Raw genomic sequence first — 15,240 nt, forward strand, 5'->3', positions numbered from 1 at the left:
CGCGGCGGCGAGCGGCGCGGCCCCCGAGGCCTTGGCGCGCGTCACTGCTCGAGCCTCGTCATCGTCGCGGCGACCGCCTCGGGCGTCGGGTCGGGGAGCTCGCCCGCGATGCGGCCGTCGGCGAGGAACAGGACGCGGTCCGCGTGGGCGGCGGCGACCGCGTCGTGGGTCACCATGACGATCGTCTGGTCGTGCAGGGCGCGCAGGAGCGCCAGCGCCTCGCGGGCGCTGGTGGTGTCGAGCGCCCCGGTGGGCTCGTCGGCGAACAGGGTCGCGGGGCGGGACAGGAGGGCGCGGGCGATCGCCACGCGCTGCTGCTGCCCGCCGGACAGCTCGCTGGGGCGGTGGGTCGCGCGGTCCTCGAGGCCGACGCTCGCCAGGGCGGCGCGCACGTCGCGGCGGGGCACGCGCCGGCCCGCCAGGCGCAGCGGAAGCGCGACGTTCTGCTCGGCGGTCAGGGCGGGGAGGAGGTTGAAGGCCTGGAAGACGAAGCCGATCGACTCGCGTCGGAGCCGGGCGCGGGCGGCTTCGCCCAGGCGGCCGAGCTCGACGCCGCCCACCCACACGGCGCCGGCGTCGGGCTCGTCGAGACCCGCCGCGCACTGGAGCAGGGTCGACTTGCCCGAGCCGGACGGGCCCATGATCGCGGTGAAGCTGCCGCGCTCGAAGTGGGCGGTCACGCCCTCGAGCGCGACGACCGCCGCCGCGCCCCGCCCATGGCGCTTGGTGACGTCGCGCAGCTCGACTCCGGATTCCATGCATCAAGCATCGAAATCCGCACGTGGCGGGACCAGTCTCGCCACGGCCACTCTTGGTGGTGGTGCCAGCTATCCCAAGGCGCGCAGGATCGCCGCGGCGGAGCGGCGCACGTCGTCCTCGGTGGTCTCGTAGCCGGACACCGAGATCCGCATCGCCGGCTGCTCGCGCCAGACGGTCCCGCCGAGCCAGCACGTGCCGTCCGCCTGCACGCGGGCGATCGCCTCGGGCGAAGCGGCCACCAGCACCTGGTTGAGGACGACGTCGTTGAGCACCGTCGCGCCACCCGCGTCCAGGAGTGAGGCGAACAGCCGCGCGTGGGCGCAGCACCGCTCGATCAGCGCCGCCAGCCCGGAACGCCCGAGCGACCGCAGCGCGGCGTAGACGGCGAACCCGCGCGCCCGCCGCGAGGCCTCCGGCGTGTAGTCGTAGTTCTGCCGGTGCTCGGACTCGGTCAGGTACGCCGCGGAGAGGCCCATCGCGGCCCGGTGCGCGACCCGGTCGGCGACGATCGCGAGCCCGCTGTCGTACGGCACGTTCAGCCACTTGTGCGCGTCGGTCGCCCAGGAGTCCGCGAGCTCCACGCCGGCCACCGACGCGCGCAGCGACGGAGCGGCTGCCGCCCACAGACCGAATGCCCCGTCCACGTGCAACCACGCGCCCGCGGCCCGGCACTTCGCCGCCAGCAGCGCCAGATCGTCGCTCGCACCGGTGTTGACGTTCCCCGCCTGCGCGCACACGATCGCGGGCCCGTCCAGCACCAAAGCCTCAGCGTCAAGTGCACCTTGAGGTGTGACGTCCACAAGCGTCGCCGACCCCGCGCCCAGCCCCACGAGCCGCAGCGCGGCGAAGATCGTCGCGTGCGCCTCCGCGCCGGCGAACACGCGCAGCGGCGGCGCCCCGATCAACCCGTCCCGTGCCGCATCCCAGCCGAGCCGCCCGAGGACCACATTGCGCGCGGCCGCCAGGCAGGTCGCGTTGGCCATCGACGCGCCCGTCACGAACCCGACCGACGCGGAAGCCGGCAGCCCCAGCACGTCGAGCACCCACCGCTCCGCGACCTCTTCGACCACGGCCGCCGCCGGCGAGGACACGTACGAGAACGCGTTCTGATCCCAGACGGCCGCCAGCATGTCCGCCGCCCGCGCGGCGGGCAGCGCCTGTCCGGTCACGAACCCAAAGTACCGCGGCCCGGCACTGGCCACCAGGCCCGGATCGACGGCCGCGACCAGCTCGTCGATCACCTGCTCCGGCGCCAGGCCGACGTCCGGCAGCTCGCCCGCCAGGCGCGTCCGGAGCACGTCGGGCGCCACCGGCACCCCCACCGGGCGATCGTCCAAAGACGCCAGATATGCGTCCGTGTGACGGAATACCGAGTCCCACATGGGCGTTGAGTCTCCTAGACTGGACCCTCAGATGCACGCCCCGGAAAAGCTCCTGCTCGCCGCTCCGCGCGGCTACTGCGCCGGCGTCGACCGCGCCGTTCAGACCGTCGAACGCGCGCTCGAGCTGCACGGAGCCCCCGTGTACGTGCGCAAGGAGATCGTGCACAACAAGCACGTCGTGGAGACGTTGCGCGAGCGCGGCGCGATCTTCGTCGACGAGCTCGACGACACGATCCCCGAGGGCGCGCTCACCGTCTTCTCCGCCCACGGCGTGTCGCCGGCGGTCCACGCGGACGCCGAGCGCCGCCAGCTGAAGACGATCGACGCCACCTGCCCGCTCGTCACCAAGGTCCACCGCGAGGCGATCAAGTTCGCCGCCGAGGGCTACACGATCGTCCTCATCGGCCACGCCGGCCACGAGGAGGTCGAGGGCACGATGGGCGAGGCGCCCGACCACATCGTGCTGATCGAGTCCGAGGCGGACGTCGACGCGCTCGAGGTCGAGGACGAGCGCAAGCTCGCCTACATCAACCAGACCACGCTCTCGGTCGACGAGACGCGCGGCATCATCGCCCGCCTGCGCGAGAAGTTCCCGCACATCACGGGTCCGCGCACCGACGACATCTGCTACGCCACCACGAACCGCCAGGCCGCCGTCCGCCAGATGGCCGACCGGTGCGACCTGGTCCTCGTGATCGGCTCCAAGAACTCCTCGAACAGCAACCGGCTGGTCGACGTCGCGCGCGACCTCGGCACGCCGTCGTACCTGATCGACAACGCGAGCCAGATCGACGAGGCCTGGCTCACGCCGGACACGAAGGTCGTCGGCGTCTCGTCCGGCGCCAGCGTTCCCGAGGAGCTCGTGGACGACCTCGTCGCCTTCTTCCGCGAGCGCGGCACGCAGGACGTCTCGGAGTTCGAGGTCCTGCGCGAGGACGTGCGCTTCATGCTGCCGAAGCAGATCCGGCAGGCGATGACCGCCGCCGCCGAAGCCTGAGCGGCCCATTGCGCAAGCTGCTGCTCACCCTGGTCGCGATCGCCGTCGCGGCCGCGGTGGTCGCGCTCGTCGAGCCGCTGCGCACCGCGCTCTCGCACGCGCTGCACGGCGACGTCGACGCCCTGCAGCTCCAGCTGCAGGACCTCGGCGTCGGCGGCGCGCTCGTCCTCGTCGCGATCATCCTCGTGCACGCGGTCGTGCTGTTCCCGGCCGAGATCCCGAACGCGGTCGCCGGCCTCGTCTACGGCTTCGCCGTCGCGCTGCCGATCGTGATGGTCGCCTGGACGCTGTCGGGGCTGATCGCCTACGCCCTCGGCGTGTGGATCGGCCGCCCGCTGGCGGTCCGGCTCGCGGGGGAGGAGCGGGTGAAGACCGCGGAGCGCGTGATCGGCCGCGGTGGCGCACCCGCCCTGGTGATGTCGCGGCTGGTCCCGTTCGTGCCCTTCAGCCTCGTCGGCTACATCGCCGGCGCGACGCGCGTGCCGGTCTGGCGCTACACGTGGACGTCGTTCGTCGGCGTGCTGCCGATCACCGCCGCCGCGACGTACCTGGGCCACGCGCTGGACGACCTGTCGGCGTCCGACCCGCTGCTGTGGGTAGCGGTCGGCACGCTGCTGGCGCTGCTCGTGCTGACCGCCACGGTCGCGCGGCGGATGCGTCAATCAAGCCGCTAACGCCGCGCGGCGCCGACGCGGCGTGCGCAACCCGCCGGCGAGCAGCACGCCGCCGCCCGCGAGCAGCACCAGGCCACCGATCAGCGACCCGGTGGCGAGCGTCCCGACGATCGGCAGGTCGGCTCCGACGGCGACCTCGGCGTCGACGTCCGCGGAGCCGTCGGCGTTCATCACCACCACGGACCAGTCGCCGTCCTGGACGTCCCAGGTCAGGCGCTGCTCGCCCGTGCCCTGCCGCGCGGCGACCCAGAGGTCACGCGTGGCGGGCGGCGCCGGCGCGGCGGCGCCCCGCGCGGTCGTCCGGTAGTCGGCGGCGAAGGGGTCGGTCTGGACGTCGGTGAGCGTCGCGTGCGGCGCGTCGGCCAGGTAGGCCTCGACGTCCCGCGAGCGGGCGATGCCGACGAACACCGGCTTGGAGCCGTTCGCCTGCACGTCGAAGCGGACGGTGCCCGCGACGCTTCCCGGGACGTCGTCGTCGATCTCCAGGTTCTCGGTGGCGAGCGCGTGCGTCGGCGTGGCGAAGCGCTCGCTGCTGGTCATGTAGTAGCCGTCGGCGTCCTTGCGGTGCTCGAGCCAGGTGAAGGCCGCGCCGGCGGCGAGCACCACGAGCGCGAGCGAGGCGATGACGCCGCCGGTGACGATCGCCGCGAGGCGGCCGGCGGTGGGGTTCGGGTTCATGCCGCACAGGCTCGCGTCGCGTCGCCCCGTGCACGGCCGCGCCAGCAGGTGTCCGCGGCTTCCGGATTGCCTACGTCGCGCTCGAGATAGCCGCACTCAGCTCGTCGCGATCGACTCCGGCCAGCCCCAGTGCCCGCGGTACGGTGCCGCGCGTGGGGCGCAGCACGCCGAGCACGACGTGGCGGGACCCGATGTGCCGGTCGGCGCGCTCGGTCGCGGCCCGCAGCGCGCCCTCGAGCGCCGCCTTGGCCGACGTGGCGAAGCGCGGCTTGCCGGGGAAGGGCGTGAAGCGCGGCCGCTCGGCGGACACGCCGACCGCGGCCAGGCTCCGCTCGCTCTCCGCTTCCAGCGCGCGGTCCAGCCCGTCGAAATCGAGCCCGTGGCCGCGCAGGACGATCGCGGTCGGGTCCTCCCGTCGCGTCGCCGCGAGCAGCAGGTGCTCGGCCTCGACGGTCGAGGCGCCGCGCTCGCGGGCGATCTCCACGGCGGCCTCGACGATCGCCCGGGCGTCCTTCGTGAACCGTTGCAGCATCGTCATCGTCTCCTGAGCTCGACGCCCGCGGCGATCAGCCGCTTGGCGTGCTTCTTGTGGACGGCTTGGCGCGTGACGCCGAGCGCCTCCGCGACCTCGGGCCAGCTCCAGCCGGTCCGCATCGCGCGCTCGACCTCCGCCGCCTCGAGTTGCTCGGCGAGGCGCCGGAGCGCGACGACGGCGGCGAGCCCGTCGGCGGGATCGGCGGGGGTGGCCAAATCGATCATGGAGCAACCGTAGTTGACTAACTGGCGATAGTCAACCCCAGTTGCTAGCGTCCCGCCGCGTGCCCCTCCTCATCGCCCAGATCAGCGACCCTCACATCCGCCTCGACGACGAGCCCTCGATCCCCGGCCTGGAGCGCGCGGCGGAGCGCGTCGCCGCGCTGAGCCCGGCCGCCGTCCTGCTCACGGGCGACATCGCCGACACCGGCGCGCCCGAGGAGTACGAGGCGGCCACCCGGGCGCTGGCCCCGATCCAGGCGCCCGTGTACCGCACGGCGGGCAACCATGACCGCTTCGACGAGCGCCAGCAGTACGTCGCGGAGGCCGGGAACGTGCGGCTCGTGGTCTGCGACACGTCCCAGCCCGGCCGCGACGACGGCTCGCTGGACGTCGACTGGGTCGAGCAGCAGCTCGAGCCGGGCACGCCCACGATCATCGCCATGCACCACCCGCCGGTCGCGATGGGCCTCGCGTGGCTGGACCGCATCGGGCTGCCGAAGGAGCAGGCCGACGCGCTGGCGGAGCTGCTGACCGCCAACCCGCAGGTCGCGCTGGTCGCCGCCGGCCACGTCCACCGCGCCGCGACCGCCACGCTCGGCGGCACGCTCGTCGTCACCGCGGCCGGCACGCACATCCAGTCCACGCTGGACTTCGAGGCACCGGGCATGGCGACGAACCGCGAGGAGCCGCCGTCAGTGCTCGTCCACGCGTTCCTCGACGACGGCAGCGTCATCACGCACGTGCAGCCAGTGACGTAGCTCGTCGCCGTGCTGGTCGAGACCCGGCGGCACGCGGCGGATCGCAGGCCGCTCGCCGTCGATCCGCAGCGGCGGCGTGACCAGCGGCAGCCCGTCGACCTCGGCGACGGGCTCCATCCCCAGCTCGGAGGCCAGCGCGAACGCCTCGTCGACGCCGTTGATCGGCCCGGCGGGCACCTTGGCGGCCCGCAGTACCTCGAGCCACTCGGCGGCCGGCCGGGTCCGCAGCACGGCCTCGAACGCCTCCATCAGCGCGTCCGCGTGCTCGACCCGCGCGGCGTTGGTGGCGAAGCGCTCGTCGCCCGGCAGGTCCGCGAGGCCGAGCGCGTCGCACAGCCGGGCGAAGATCCGCTCGTTGCCGACCGCGATCGCGAGCGGCCGGTCCGCGGTCGCGTAGGTCTCGTAGGGGACGATGCTCGGGTGGCGGTTCCCGCGGCGGCGCCCGGTGACCCCCGCCGCCACCCACGCGGAGCCCTGGTTCAGCAGGGTGGTGAGGGCCGAGTCCATCAGCGAGACCTCGACGTGACGGCCGACGCCCGTCGCCGCGCGCTCGAGCAGCGCGGCCTGGATCCCGTTGGCGGCCAGCAGCCCGCAGACGAGGTCGACGACCGCCGTGCCCGCCTTCAGCGGCTCGCCGTCGGGCTCGCCCGTCACGGACATGAGCCCGCCCATGGCCTGCAGCAGGAAGTCGTAGCCGGGCAGCCCGGCCGCGGCCTCGCCGCTCCCGAACGCGGTGACCGAGCACGTCACGAGCCCGGGGTTGCGCTCCCGCAACGTCTCCAGGCCGAGCCCGAGCTCGCCGATCAGCCCCGGCCGGAACGACTCGATCAGCACGTCCGCGCGCGTGGCCAGCTCCCGCGCCAGCTCGAGGTCACCCGCGTCCTTGAGGTCCAGCGCGATCGACCGCTTGTTGCGGTTGAGCCCCAGGTAGTACGTCGAGACGCCGTCGCGCCACGGCGGACCCCAGGCGCGCGTGTCGTCGCCGCCGTCGGGGCGCTCGACCTTGATCACGTCCGCGCCGAGGTCGCCGAGGAGCATCGCGGCGAGCGGCCCGGCGAGCACGCGCGAGAAGTCGGCGACGAGGATGCCTGCCAAAGGCGCCATGGATGGGCACACTAGCCCGCACATGCGCACGCTCGTCGTCTCCGACCTCCACCTCGGCCGCGCCGAGCGCTCCGACCTCCTGCGCCGCCCCGAGCTGCAGGAGCCGCTGCTGGACGCGCTCGACCAGGTCGACCGGCTGGTGATCCTCGGCGACGGCCTGGAGCTGCGCGAGGCCGCGCACCGCGACGCGGTCCGGATCGCCCTGCCGTTCTTCACGGCGCTCGGGAAGCGGCTCGGGCCCGACCGGGAGCTGATCATCACCTCCGGCAACCACGACCACGGCCTCGCGGCGGGCTGGATCGACGCGCGCTTGCAGACCGAGCCGGCCGGCTTCCTCGGCTTCGAGCAGCACTTCGGCGCGCACACGCCGATCGCCGAGCTTCTGGTCGAGGCGGCGCGCCCCGCGCGCGTGCGCTTCGCGTACCCGGGCCTGTGGCTGCGCGAGGACGTCTACGCCTTCCACGGCCACTACGCGGACGTGCACGCGACCGTGCCGACGTTCGAGCGGATCCTCGTCGGCGCGATGGCCAAGTGGATCGCGCCGCTCCCCGACCCGACGACGCCCGACGACTACGAGGCGGTGCTGTCGCCGCTGTACGCGTGGCTGAACGCGCTCGCCCAGCGCGCCGACAACTCGATCGTGGCCAAGGGCGGCGGCGCGTCGTCGCGCTCCTACAAGGCGCTCACCCGCGAGCGCACGCCGCGCTCGCTCGCGCTCAGGACCGGATACCGCGGGGCGGTTCGCACGCTGAACGCGGTCGGCCTCGGGCCGCTCCAGGTGAACCTGTCACCGACCGCGCTGCGCCGCGGCTACCTGACCGGCATCGCCGAGGTCGTCCAGCGCCTGCGGATCCCGGCCGAGCACGTCATCTGGGGCCACTCGCACCGCTCCGGCCCGTGGCCGACCGACGACCTCGCCGAGTGGACCGTGAACGGCACACGGATCCACAACACCGGCTCGTGGACCTACCAGCCGCACTTCCTCGGCCCGGAGCCGAACGGCTCGCCCTACTGGCCCGGAACGGCGATCCTCGTCGAGGACGACGGCCCGCCGCGCCTGCTGCGCCTACTGGGCGAGCGGACCCACGCGGACCTCAGGCCAGGCCCGGGGTGAAGCAGGTGGCGTGCACGACCACGCCCTCGCTGACCTCGAAGACCAGCTCGCCGGCCGTGTGCCGCTCGTGGTGCAGCAGCTCGATCGCCCCCGGCTCGAGCACCGTGTGCTCGACGCCGTTGACGCGCACCGCGCCCATCCCGTCCACGACCGCCCACACGCCGCCCGCTTCGTACGGGCCCGAGTAGGCGCCCGGCTGGTCCTCGGTCTGCGGCGCGATCAGCGCGTCCTCGGCGTCCTCGGGCCGGACCGGTGCGACCGGGTCCATCGACACGCCGAGCAGCTCCTGGATCTCGCGCTCGGTCTCCGCGTACGCGCCCTCGCCGTAGTGCATCGAGAACAGGGTCTGCTCCGGCGTCCAGAGGTAGCGCGCCGGCCACCCCTCGTTGCCGTAGATGTCCCACACCTCGAGGTCGGTGTCGATCGCGACCGGCCACGGGATCTCCAGCCGCGCGACGGCCTCGCGCACGTTGTCCTCGTCACGGGCGGGCGGGAACCCACCGGTGTGGACGCTGATGATCCGCAGGCCGTGCGCCTCGTAGCGCTCGTGCCAGGCCTTCAGGTACGGCAGGGTGCGCAGGTTGTTGACGCGGCAGAAGTCGAAGAACTCGACCAGGACGGCCTTGCCCTTCTGCTGGTCCATCCGCAGCATCGCGACGTTGACCCACGGGAGCTTGCGTGGGAAGGCGGGAGCCGCGATGCTGGCGTCGGAGGCACGCATTGACGAAGGCGACGCTAGCAGCGCAACCTTCGCGCTCCTGACGTGTTGTTGATAAGTCTGTGGCGCGAACGGCGCCCGTTCGTCCAGAACCACCAGCTCCAAGAGGAGAGAACACTTGCGCAAGACCTTCCTCGTCGCCGGCATGGCGGCGCTCGCCGTCGGCACGACCGGCGTGGCCGTCGCCCAGACGCCCGCCCCCAGCATCGAGGCCTCGGGCAGTGGTTCGCCGAGCAAGGCGGGCACGAAGTCCAAGCCGAAGGCCGTCAACTTCAAGCTCGACGTCAAGAACGACGCGGCGGCCAAGACGACCGCGAAGTCGATCAAGATCACCTTCCCGAAGACCATCAAGGTCTCGACCAAGGGCCTCGACCAGTGCACGCTCGGCGATCAGGAGCTGATCAACGACCCGAGCAAGTGCAAGAAGGCCTTCGCCGGCAAGGGCAAGGCCAGCGCCAACCTGAACCCGTTCTCGACGACGCCGACGTCGCTCAGCTTCGACGTCCAGCCGATCGTCGGCAAGAACGAGATCCTGTTCCTGCTCTCGGGCTCGGCCGACGCCGTCCTGCACGGCAAGATCAAGGGCAGCTCGATGACGATCGTCATCACGCCCGAGCTGCAGCAGCCGGTTCCCGGCGCCTACTCGGCGCTGAACGAGCTCGGCGCCACGATCAACAAGAAGAAGGGCAAGAACGCGCTCATCTCCTCCGTGGGCTGCAAGGGCAAGAAGCACACGATCGGCGTCGAGGTCGGCTACGCGCCGAACCCGAACCCGCCGTCCGCCGCCTCGGCGAAGGACTCGTTCGACATCAAGTGCAGCTGAAGGCGGGACATCCCCTCCGCCCCACCCCGATCATCCGGCCTTAGGCTCTAGGGCCATTCGTGAGATAGGGCCCGGCGAACGTCGCCGGGCCCTTTCTCGTTCCTAGACTCGGCGCGTGCTCCTGTTCGCGCACGGGATCGTCGGCCGCGCCGACCTCCCGATCCCCGAGACCCTCTTCGCCGCCGCCGCGGCCGCCGTCCTCGTCGTCTCGTTCGTCGCGCTGGCGCTCGGCTGGTCACAGCCCAAGCTGCAGGCGAAGACGGGCCGGCCGCTGTTCGCGGTCCCGCGCGTGCTGGAGATCGTCCTCGGCGCGCTCGGCGTCTTCCTCTTCTTCCTCGTCGTCTACGCCGGGCTGTTCGGCACGGACACGCAGAGCCAGAACCTCGCCCCGAGCGCGGTCTACGTCGGCTTCTGGGTCGGCGTCCCGTTCCTCGCCCTGCTGTTCGGGGACGTGTTCCGCCACCTCAGCCCGTGGCGGGCGATCGGTCGCGCGACCGGCTGGACCGCCGCGCGCTTCGGCGCGCTCCCGGAGCCGCTGGAGTACCCGGCGCGGCTCGGCCGCTACCCGGCGGCGTTCTGGCTGTTCGCGTTCGCGATCTGCGAGCTCGCGTGGGCGCGCGGCACGCAGCCCGGCTCGCTCGCGGTGCTGATGCTGATCTACCTCGTGGTGATGCTGGTCGGCATGAGCCTCTACGGCGTGGAGCCGTGGGTGCGCAACGCGGACGGCTTCGGCGTGCTGTTCGCGCTGATCGGCTCGCTGTCGCCGCTCGGCCGCGAGCCCGCCGACGGCAAGGTCCACCTGCGCGTGCCCGGCACCGGCACGGCGCGGCTCGCGCCCGTCATCGGCACGGCCGCGCTGGCGATCGTCTCGGTCGGCTCGACCGCGTTCGACGGGGCGAAGGAGGGCGCGCTGTTCAACGACATCGCGATCGAGCTCCAGGGGTTCTTCCGCGACCTCGGCTTCGGGATCGGGCCGGCGCTGGAGCTCGGCTTCGTCGTCGGCCTCGCCGGTGCGGTGGCGATCGTCGGGCTCATCTACTTCGCGGGCATGCGTGGGATGGTCCCGCCCGAGGGCATGAGCCGCCGCCGCCTGAGCCTCGCGTTCGCCCACACGCTGATCCCGATCGCCGCCGGGTACCTCGTCGCGCACTACTTCTCGCTGCTCGCCTACAACGGCCAGGACCTGTGGCGGCTGCTCAGCGACCCGCTCGGTGACGGCTCGGACCTGCTCGGCGCGGCGAACCGCGACATCGACTACGGCGTCGTCAGCGCCACCGGCATCTGGTACGTGCAGGTCGGCGCGCTCGTCGTCGGTCACGTCGCGGCGCTCGTCCTCGCCCACGACCGCGCGCTCGAGCTCTACGGCTCCGCCCGCGCCGCCACCCGCTCGCAGGTTGTCATGCTGATCCTGATGGTGGCGTTCACCTGTCTCGGCCTCTTCCTGCTGTCGGCGGCGCTGAACGCATGACGCCCCTGTTCGCGCACCCGGGCCACTGGGCCGCGCAGCTGCTCTACCTCGCGCCGGTGCTCGCGATGGTCGGCGCACTTCTGTGGGCGCGGTACCGTGGGCCGTCCGAGGAGATCGGCGCCGACGACGAAGACGAGGTCTAGCGACGGGATCGCGAACCTCACGGCGGGCGCGCTCATCCTCGTCCGAGGTCCGAAAGGCAACCAGTTGGACCTGCAGTGCGTAGTTGATGGTGTGTCCAGCGAGCTTTCGGGCATCCCCCATCCCGCGATGAGCACCAGCGATCTCCGCTCCCTCCTCGACGACGTGCCGGACACGCTCGAGATCGTGCTGCGCCGGGAACCCTCGTGGAGCCCGGTGGCGGAGGCCTGGCGGGACGCCGCCGAAGAGGCCGAGGACGCGCTGGCCGCCTGGCGCAGCCGGCCGTCACGAGGCGCCTACGCCGCCTACCGGGCGGCGCAGGACCGCGAGGACGCGGCGCAGGACGCGCTCTACACCCAGACGTCGCGCACGAGCGTCTCGTAGCCGCCGTCGGCTGACGCCGCCTCGGCGCGTGCCTCGCGGCCCTCGTCGGTGCGCTGCGTGAACACGAGCCGGCCGGGCCCGACGGCTCGCCGCCACGCGCGCCCGAAGGTCTCGGCGCGCTCCTTGTTGCGCGCGAGGTCCTGCGGGACGGGGTGGAGGCGCTCCTCGAACGGCGGGCGGCGGACGAGCACACGACCGAGCAGGCCGAGCGCGCCGCGGCGCGGGTCGGCGAGCGGGCGCGAGACGAGGTAGCGCGGGTTGTCGGAGATGCCGACGAGCTCGTCGAGCGCGGCGGCGAACCGCTTGCCCTCCTCGGGCGTGGCCTTCGTCAGCTCGCAGCGCAGGTAGCCGGAGCTGCGCGGCTCGATCGTCAGGCTGCCCGCCGCCTCCGGGGTGAGCTCGCCGAGGTCCCGGTAGGTGTCGATCACCGCGCGCGCGGCCGCGCCCAGCGGCAGCACCAGCGGGAGCCGGCGCTTGATCGTGTGCAGGCGCACGGCGGCCCAGGCGAGCCCGGCGGGGGCGAGCGCGAGGCCGATCAGCAGCGGGGACGCGCCGGTGGCGACGCCCAGCGCGCCGAACGCGGCGCCGCCGCCCACGCCGGACGCGATCGGGACCCGCTGCGAGAGCCGCAGCGGGCGGCCGGTGCTCGTTCTCACGGACGGCGGTGCGGTGTCGTCACCGCGGCGACGCACCAGCAGGGTGGGCAGCTCGACGCCGCGGTAGGGCGTGCCGATCTGCCAGCGCTCACGGGCGCCGTCGCGGTCGGCGGCGCGGGCGAGCAGCTCGCCGTTGAGGTCGTGGAAGTGCTCGACCCGGGGCGGGCCGAACGGGCCGAGCTCCGGGTGCACGTGCGACGGACCCGCTTCGACCATGCCGTCCTCGGCCGGGGCGAACAGGTTCAGGTGCTTGCGCACGAAGCGCTCGTAGTCGGCGCTGCCGCGGACGAGGTCGGGGGCGACGCAGACGACGTCCCAGTTGGAGGCGACCTTCTGCGGGTCCGAGCGGTCCAGCCGCAGGGTGCGGCCGCGCATCTGCTGGACGGAGACACCGGTGGTGGCGATCGTCATGTCCACCAGGACGTTCAACGGCGGGCAGTTCCAGCCCTCGCCGAGCAGCGCGCGGGTGCCGACGAGCAGCTGTGTCGTGCCTTCGACCAGCAGCCGGGTGGCGAGCTCCACCCACGCGCGCGGCATCCACTCGGCGCCCTGTGAGCGCAGCGTGACCAGCAGGCCGTCCGGCTCGGCCTCCCACTCGGTCAGCTTGAAGTGATCCGCGGCGGTGGCTTCCAGGGCTTGGAGGAGGACCTCCGCGTCGTTGGGGTGGCACCGCAGGCCGCGGCCGCTGACCAGCAGCGGGCGCAGGTGGCAGGTGCGGTCGTCGGCGGCGAGCGCGAGCAGCGCATGGCGGGCGGTGCCGGCGGCGGGGTCGAGCACGCCGGTGAGCGCGTCGTCGGGGCGCTGGGCGGCGAGCTCGGCGTCGCACAGGACGAGCGCGCGCAGCCGGTCCTCGCGCTGCTCGTGCTCGTGCGCGATCACCTCGACCAGCCCGAGGGACTTGGCCTGCGAGCCGGTCAGCAGCCGGTCGACCTCGGACGTGCCGCGGCGGATGCCGTTGCGGGTGAGGTTGAAGCCGAGCTCGCGCAACGCGGCGGCGATCGCGTCATAGGTGTCGGCGGCCTTGCCGCCCGGCTGCGTCGCGAGGTGGCGCAGCGCGTAGTCCTCGAGCAGGACGAGCCAGTCGTCGAGGTCGGGCTGGCGGCGGTAGGCCTCACCGCGTGGCGCCCCCGGCGGGATCCGCAGGTCGGCGGAGAGCAGGAAGCGGATGCCGGCGCGGGCGAGCCGCGGGCTGCGCTTCTGGAACTCGGGCCAGCTCAGCTCGGTCTCGTCGTCGGCGGAGCGGCGCCGCTCGTGCAGCCGCTGGATCACCCACTCGGGGAACTCGGTCGAGTCGTGCAGCGAGGTCACCAGCTCGCGGAAGCGGGTGTCGTGCTCGGCCAGCCAGTCGCGCTCGACGGGCAGCGGCTCGGTCAGGTAGGCGAGCTCCTGGTACGGCGCGAGGTGGCCGTCGCGGACGACCGCCGGGGTGGGGACGGTGAAGTCGACCGGGCCGAGCAGCGCGTCGTAGAGCTCGGCCTCGGCCTCGGGCAGCGACACGGGCGGCGTGGCCGTCAGGCCGATCACGTGCACGCCCTCCGGCAGCTCCTGCAGGACCGCGCGGATCACGTAGCCCCAGAGGCTCGCGAGGTGGTGGCACTCGTCGAGCAGGACGACGCCGACACCCATCTTCGCGAGCTGCTGCACGCGCTGGCGCGCCGTTCCGCTGAGCAGGTCCCGCAGCTCGACGCCGGCGTGCTCGCCGCGCGCGACCTCGCGCTTGAGCGCGGCGCTGATGCGCGCGAGCTCCTTGGCGCGCCGGTCCGCCGCCGCGCCCTCGAACGCCTCGCCCTCGCGCAGCGCCTCCTCGGGCGTCATGCCGGTCGCGGCGGCGCGCTGGTCCGCCCAGCGCGACTGCGCGAGCCGGCCGAGCACGATCTCCGGGTCCTCGAGCTGGCACAGCGCCTGGTAGGACAGGCAGGCGATCGGCTTGAGCGGGTCCGCGCCGGCGACCTCCTGCGGGTCCGGCGTGAACGCGCCGACCGCGCGCGGCCACTGCTGCTGGATGCCCTGGTTGGGCGCGAGCACGAGCGCGCGCTTGCCGACCCGGCGGATCAGCTCGACGCCGAGCAGCGTCTTGCCGCTGCCGGGCGGGGCGACGATGTGCGTGCGCAGCCGCCCGTTGTGGCGGTCCTTCTCGAACGCGGCCAGCGCCGCGCGCTGGTACGGCCGCCACTCCCCGTAGAACTGCAGGTCGCGGAAGCGGCTCACAGGCGCCCCAGGTCGTGGGCGAGGGCCTCCTGCGTCATGAAGTCATAGGGAAAGCCGATCCGCTGCCTGCCACTGGCGTCGGCGAGGATCGTGTGTGCCGAGTGCTCCAGGTTGTCCTGCTGGGGCTGGATCGCGAACGCGTCCCACACGGGCTGCAGCTGCTCCCGCGTGCCGAGCAGGAACTCCATCCGGCCGGTCATGCCCTGCTTGAGCAGGAACGACGCCGCCCGCTTGGGGTTGTCATTGACCGGGTCGACCGAGATGCCCACGACACGCACGTCCTTGCGGTCGGCATCGTCGATCGCGCCCTTGATCGTCTGCACCTGCGCTGGACACGTGTCCTCGCAGGTCGAGTACACGAACGCGTACACCACGGGGCGGCCCTTGAGCGACGCGGACGTGACCGTCTTGCCGTCCTGGTCCTTGAGCGTGAAGTCCGGCACCCGCTGCGTCGGCGGGCGGACGGCGCCGGCCCACCCGTCCTTGCTCAGCTCGAGCCCGCGCGTCTCGTTGGCGTTCCCGGCCCGCGAGGCGAGCGTCGCGCCGAGGACGGCGGCGACGGCGCACAGCGACAGCGCGATGAGCGCGAGGCGGAGACGAGCCGGGAGCATCGGTCCCTC

The 15,240-nt window shown here is 73.1% G+C and carries 17 protein-coding genes; 8 read left to right on the forward strand and 9 right to left on the reverse strand.

What is annotated here, in order from left to right; all coding sequences use genetic code 11:
• Positions 1–41: 41 nt before the first annotated feature.
• Both C8N24_RS19190 and C8N24_RS19195 read right to left on the reverse strand, forming a co-directional pair.
• On the reverse strand, positions 42–758 hold the full coding sequence (locus C8N24_RS19190; protein ID WP_121252620.1) for an ABC transporter ATP-binding protein: 717 nt from the start codon (positions 756–758) through the stop codon (positions 42–44).
• Positions 759–827: 69 nt separating this feature from the next.
• On the reverse strand, positions 828–2,141 hold the full coding sequence (locus C8N24_RS19195) for a pyridoxal phosphate-dependent decarboxylase family protein (protein WP_121252622.1): 1,314 nt from the start codon (positions 2,139–2,141) through the stop codon (positions 828–830).
• Positions 2,142–2,172: 31 nt separating this feature from the next.
• On the opposite strand from C8N24_RS19195, the gene C8N24_RS19200 reads away from it, so the two are divergent.
• Positions 2,173–3,138, forward strand: a complete 966-nt coding sequence (locus C8N24_RS19200; RefSeq protein WP_211340023.1) for a 4-hydroxy-3-methylbut-2-enyl diphosphate reductase — start codon at positions 2,173–2,175, stop codon at positions 3,136–3,138.
• Positions 3,139–3,146: 8 nt separating this feature from the next.
• Positions 3,147–3,812: a TVP38/TMEM64 family protein gene (locus C8N24_RS19205; RefSeq protein ID WP_170179205.1), complete on the forward strand. Its 666-nt coding sequence runs from the start codon at positions 3,147–3,149 to the stop codon at positions 3,810–3,812.
• Here C8N24_RS19205 and C8N24_RS19210 read toward each other — a convergent pair.
• From C8N24_RS19210 to C8N24_RS19220, 3 genes are all read right to left on the reverse strand, one after another.
• Positions 3,801–4,490, reverse strand: a complete 690-nt coding sequence (locus C8N24_RS19210; RefSeq protein ID WP_121252628.1) for a hypothetical protein — start codon at positions 4,488–4,490, stop codon at positions 3,801–3,803. The two genes, C8N24_RS19205 and C8N24_RS19210, sit on opposite strands and share 12 nt — an antisense overlap.
• A gap of 70 nt (positions 4,491–4,560) precedes the next feature.
• Positions 4,561–5,022, reverse strand: coding sequence for a Clp protease N-terminal domain-containing protein (locus C8N24_RS19215; RefSeq protein ID WP_170179206.1), 462 nt, complete (start codon positions 5,020–5,022; stop codon positions 4,561–4,563).
• A gap of 2 nt (positions 5,023–5,024) precedes the next feature.
• Positions 5,025–5,249 carry a hypothetical protein gene (locus C8N24_RS19220; protein WP_121252632.1) on the reverse strand — a complete coding sequence of 75 codons (225 nt, stop codon included), beginning with the start codon at positions 5,247–5,249 and terminating at the stop codon, positions 5,025–5,027.
• 59 nt (positions 5,250–5,308) lie between these two features.
• Here C8N24_RS19220 and C8N24_RS19225 point away from each other — a divergent pair, with 59 nt between their 5' ends.
• On the forward strand, positions 5,309–6,004 hold the full coding sequence (locus tag C8N24_RS19225; RefSeq protein WP_170179207.1) for a metallophosphoesterase: 696 nt from the start codon (positions 5,309–5,311) through the stop codon (positions 6,002–6,004).
• Here the strand turns inward: C8N24_RS19225 and C8N24_RS19230 are convergent.
• Positions 5,939–7,108, reverse strand: coding sequence for a CaiB/BaiF CoA transferase family protein (locus C8N24_RS19230; RefSeq protein ID WP_121252636.1), 1,170 nt, complete (start codon positions 7,106–7,108; stop codon positions 5,939–5,941). The two genes, C8N24_RS19225 and C8N24_RS19230, sit on opposite strands and share 66 nt — an antisense overlap.
• Positions 7,109–7,130: 22 nt before the next feature.
• Here C8N24_RS19230 and C8N24_RS19235 point away from each other — a divergent pair, with 22 nt between their 5' ends.
• Positions 7,131–8,222, forward strand: a complete 1,092-nt coding sequence (locus tag C8N24_RS19235; RefSeq protein ID WP_170179208.1) for a metallophosphoesterase — start codon at positions 7,131–7,133, stop codon at positions 8,220–8,222.
• Here the strand turns inward: C8N24_RS19235 and C8N24_RS19240 are convergent.
• A complete protein-coding gene (locus tag C8N24_RS19240) occupies positions 8,203–8,943 on the reverse strand; it encodes a thioredoxin domain-containing protein (protein ID WP_121252638.1) in 741 nt (246 codons plus the stop codon). The two genes, C8N24_RS19235 and C8N24_RS19240, sit on opposite strands and share 20 nt — an antisense overlap.
• Before the next feature lie 115 nt (positions 8,944–9,058).
• On the opposite strand from C8N24_RS19240, the gene C8N24_RS19245 reads away from it, so the two are divergent.
• The 4 genes from C8N24_RS19245 (at position 9,059) to C8N24_RS19255 (ending at position 11,756) form a co-directional block, all read left to right on the forward strand.
• Positions 9,059–9,763 carry a hypothetical protein gene (locus C8N24_RS19245; RefSeq protein WP_121252641.1) on the forward strand — a complete coding sequence of 235 codons (705 nt, stop codon included), beginning with the start codon at positions 9,059–9,061 and terminating at the stop codon, positions 9,761–9,763.
• A gap of 115 nt (positions 9,764–9,878) precedes the next feature.
• Positions 9,879–11,231: a fenitrothion hydrolase gene (locus C8N24_RS19250; RefSeq protein WP_121252643.1), complete on the forward strand. Its 1,353-nt coding sequence runs from the start codon at positions 9,879–9,881 to the stop codon at positions 11,229–11,231.
• Entirely contained in the window at positions 11,228–11,374 is a 147-nt protein-coding gene (locus C8N24_RS34090; RefSeq protein ID WP_170179209.1) for a hypothetical protein, read from the forward strand. The genes C8N24_RS19250 and C8N24_RS34090 overlap by 4 nt, the downstream gene beginning before the upstream one ends.
• A gap of 127 nt (positions 11,375–11,501) precedes the next feature.
• Positions 11,502–11,756, forward strand: coding sequence for a hypothetical protein (locus tag C8N24_RS19255; RefSeq protein WP_147447884.1), 255 nt, complete (start codon positions 11,502–11,504; stop codon positions 11,754–11,756).
• Here C8N24_RS19255 and C8N24_RS19260 read toward each other — a convergent pair.
• On the reverse strand, positions 11,723–14,620 hold the full coding sequence (locus C8N24_RS19260; protein WP_121252647.1) for a DEAD/DEAH box helicase family protein: 2,898 nt from the start codon (positions 14,618–14,620) through the stop codon (positions 11,723–11,725). The two genes, C8N24_RS19255 and C8N24_RS19260, sit on opposite strands and share 34 nt — an antisense overlap.
• Positions 14,617–15,231: an SCO family protein gene (locus C8N24_RS19265; RefSeq protein ID WP_121252649.1), complete on the reverse strand. Its 615-nt coding sequence runs from the start codon at positions 15,229–15,231 to the stop codon at positions 14,617–14,619. The genes C8N24_RS19260 and C8N24_RS19265 overlap by 4 nt, the downstream gene beginning before the upstream one ends.
• Positions 15,232–15,240 lie beyond the last annotated feature (9 nt).

Origin of the sequence: Solirubrobacter pauli (assembly GCF_003633755.1) — a bacterium.
In the GTDB taxonomy this organism is placed as follows: domain Bacteria; phylum Actinomycetota; class Thermoleophilia; order Solirubrobacterales; family Solirubrobacteraceae; genus Solirubrobacter; species Solirubrobacter pauli.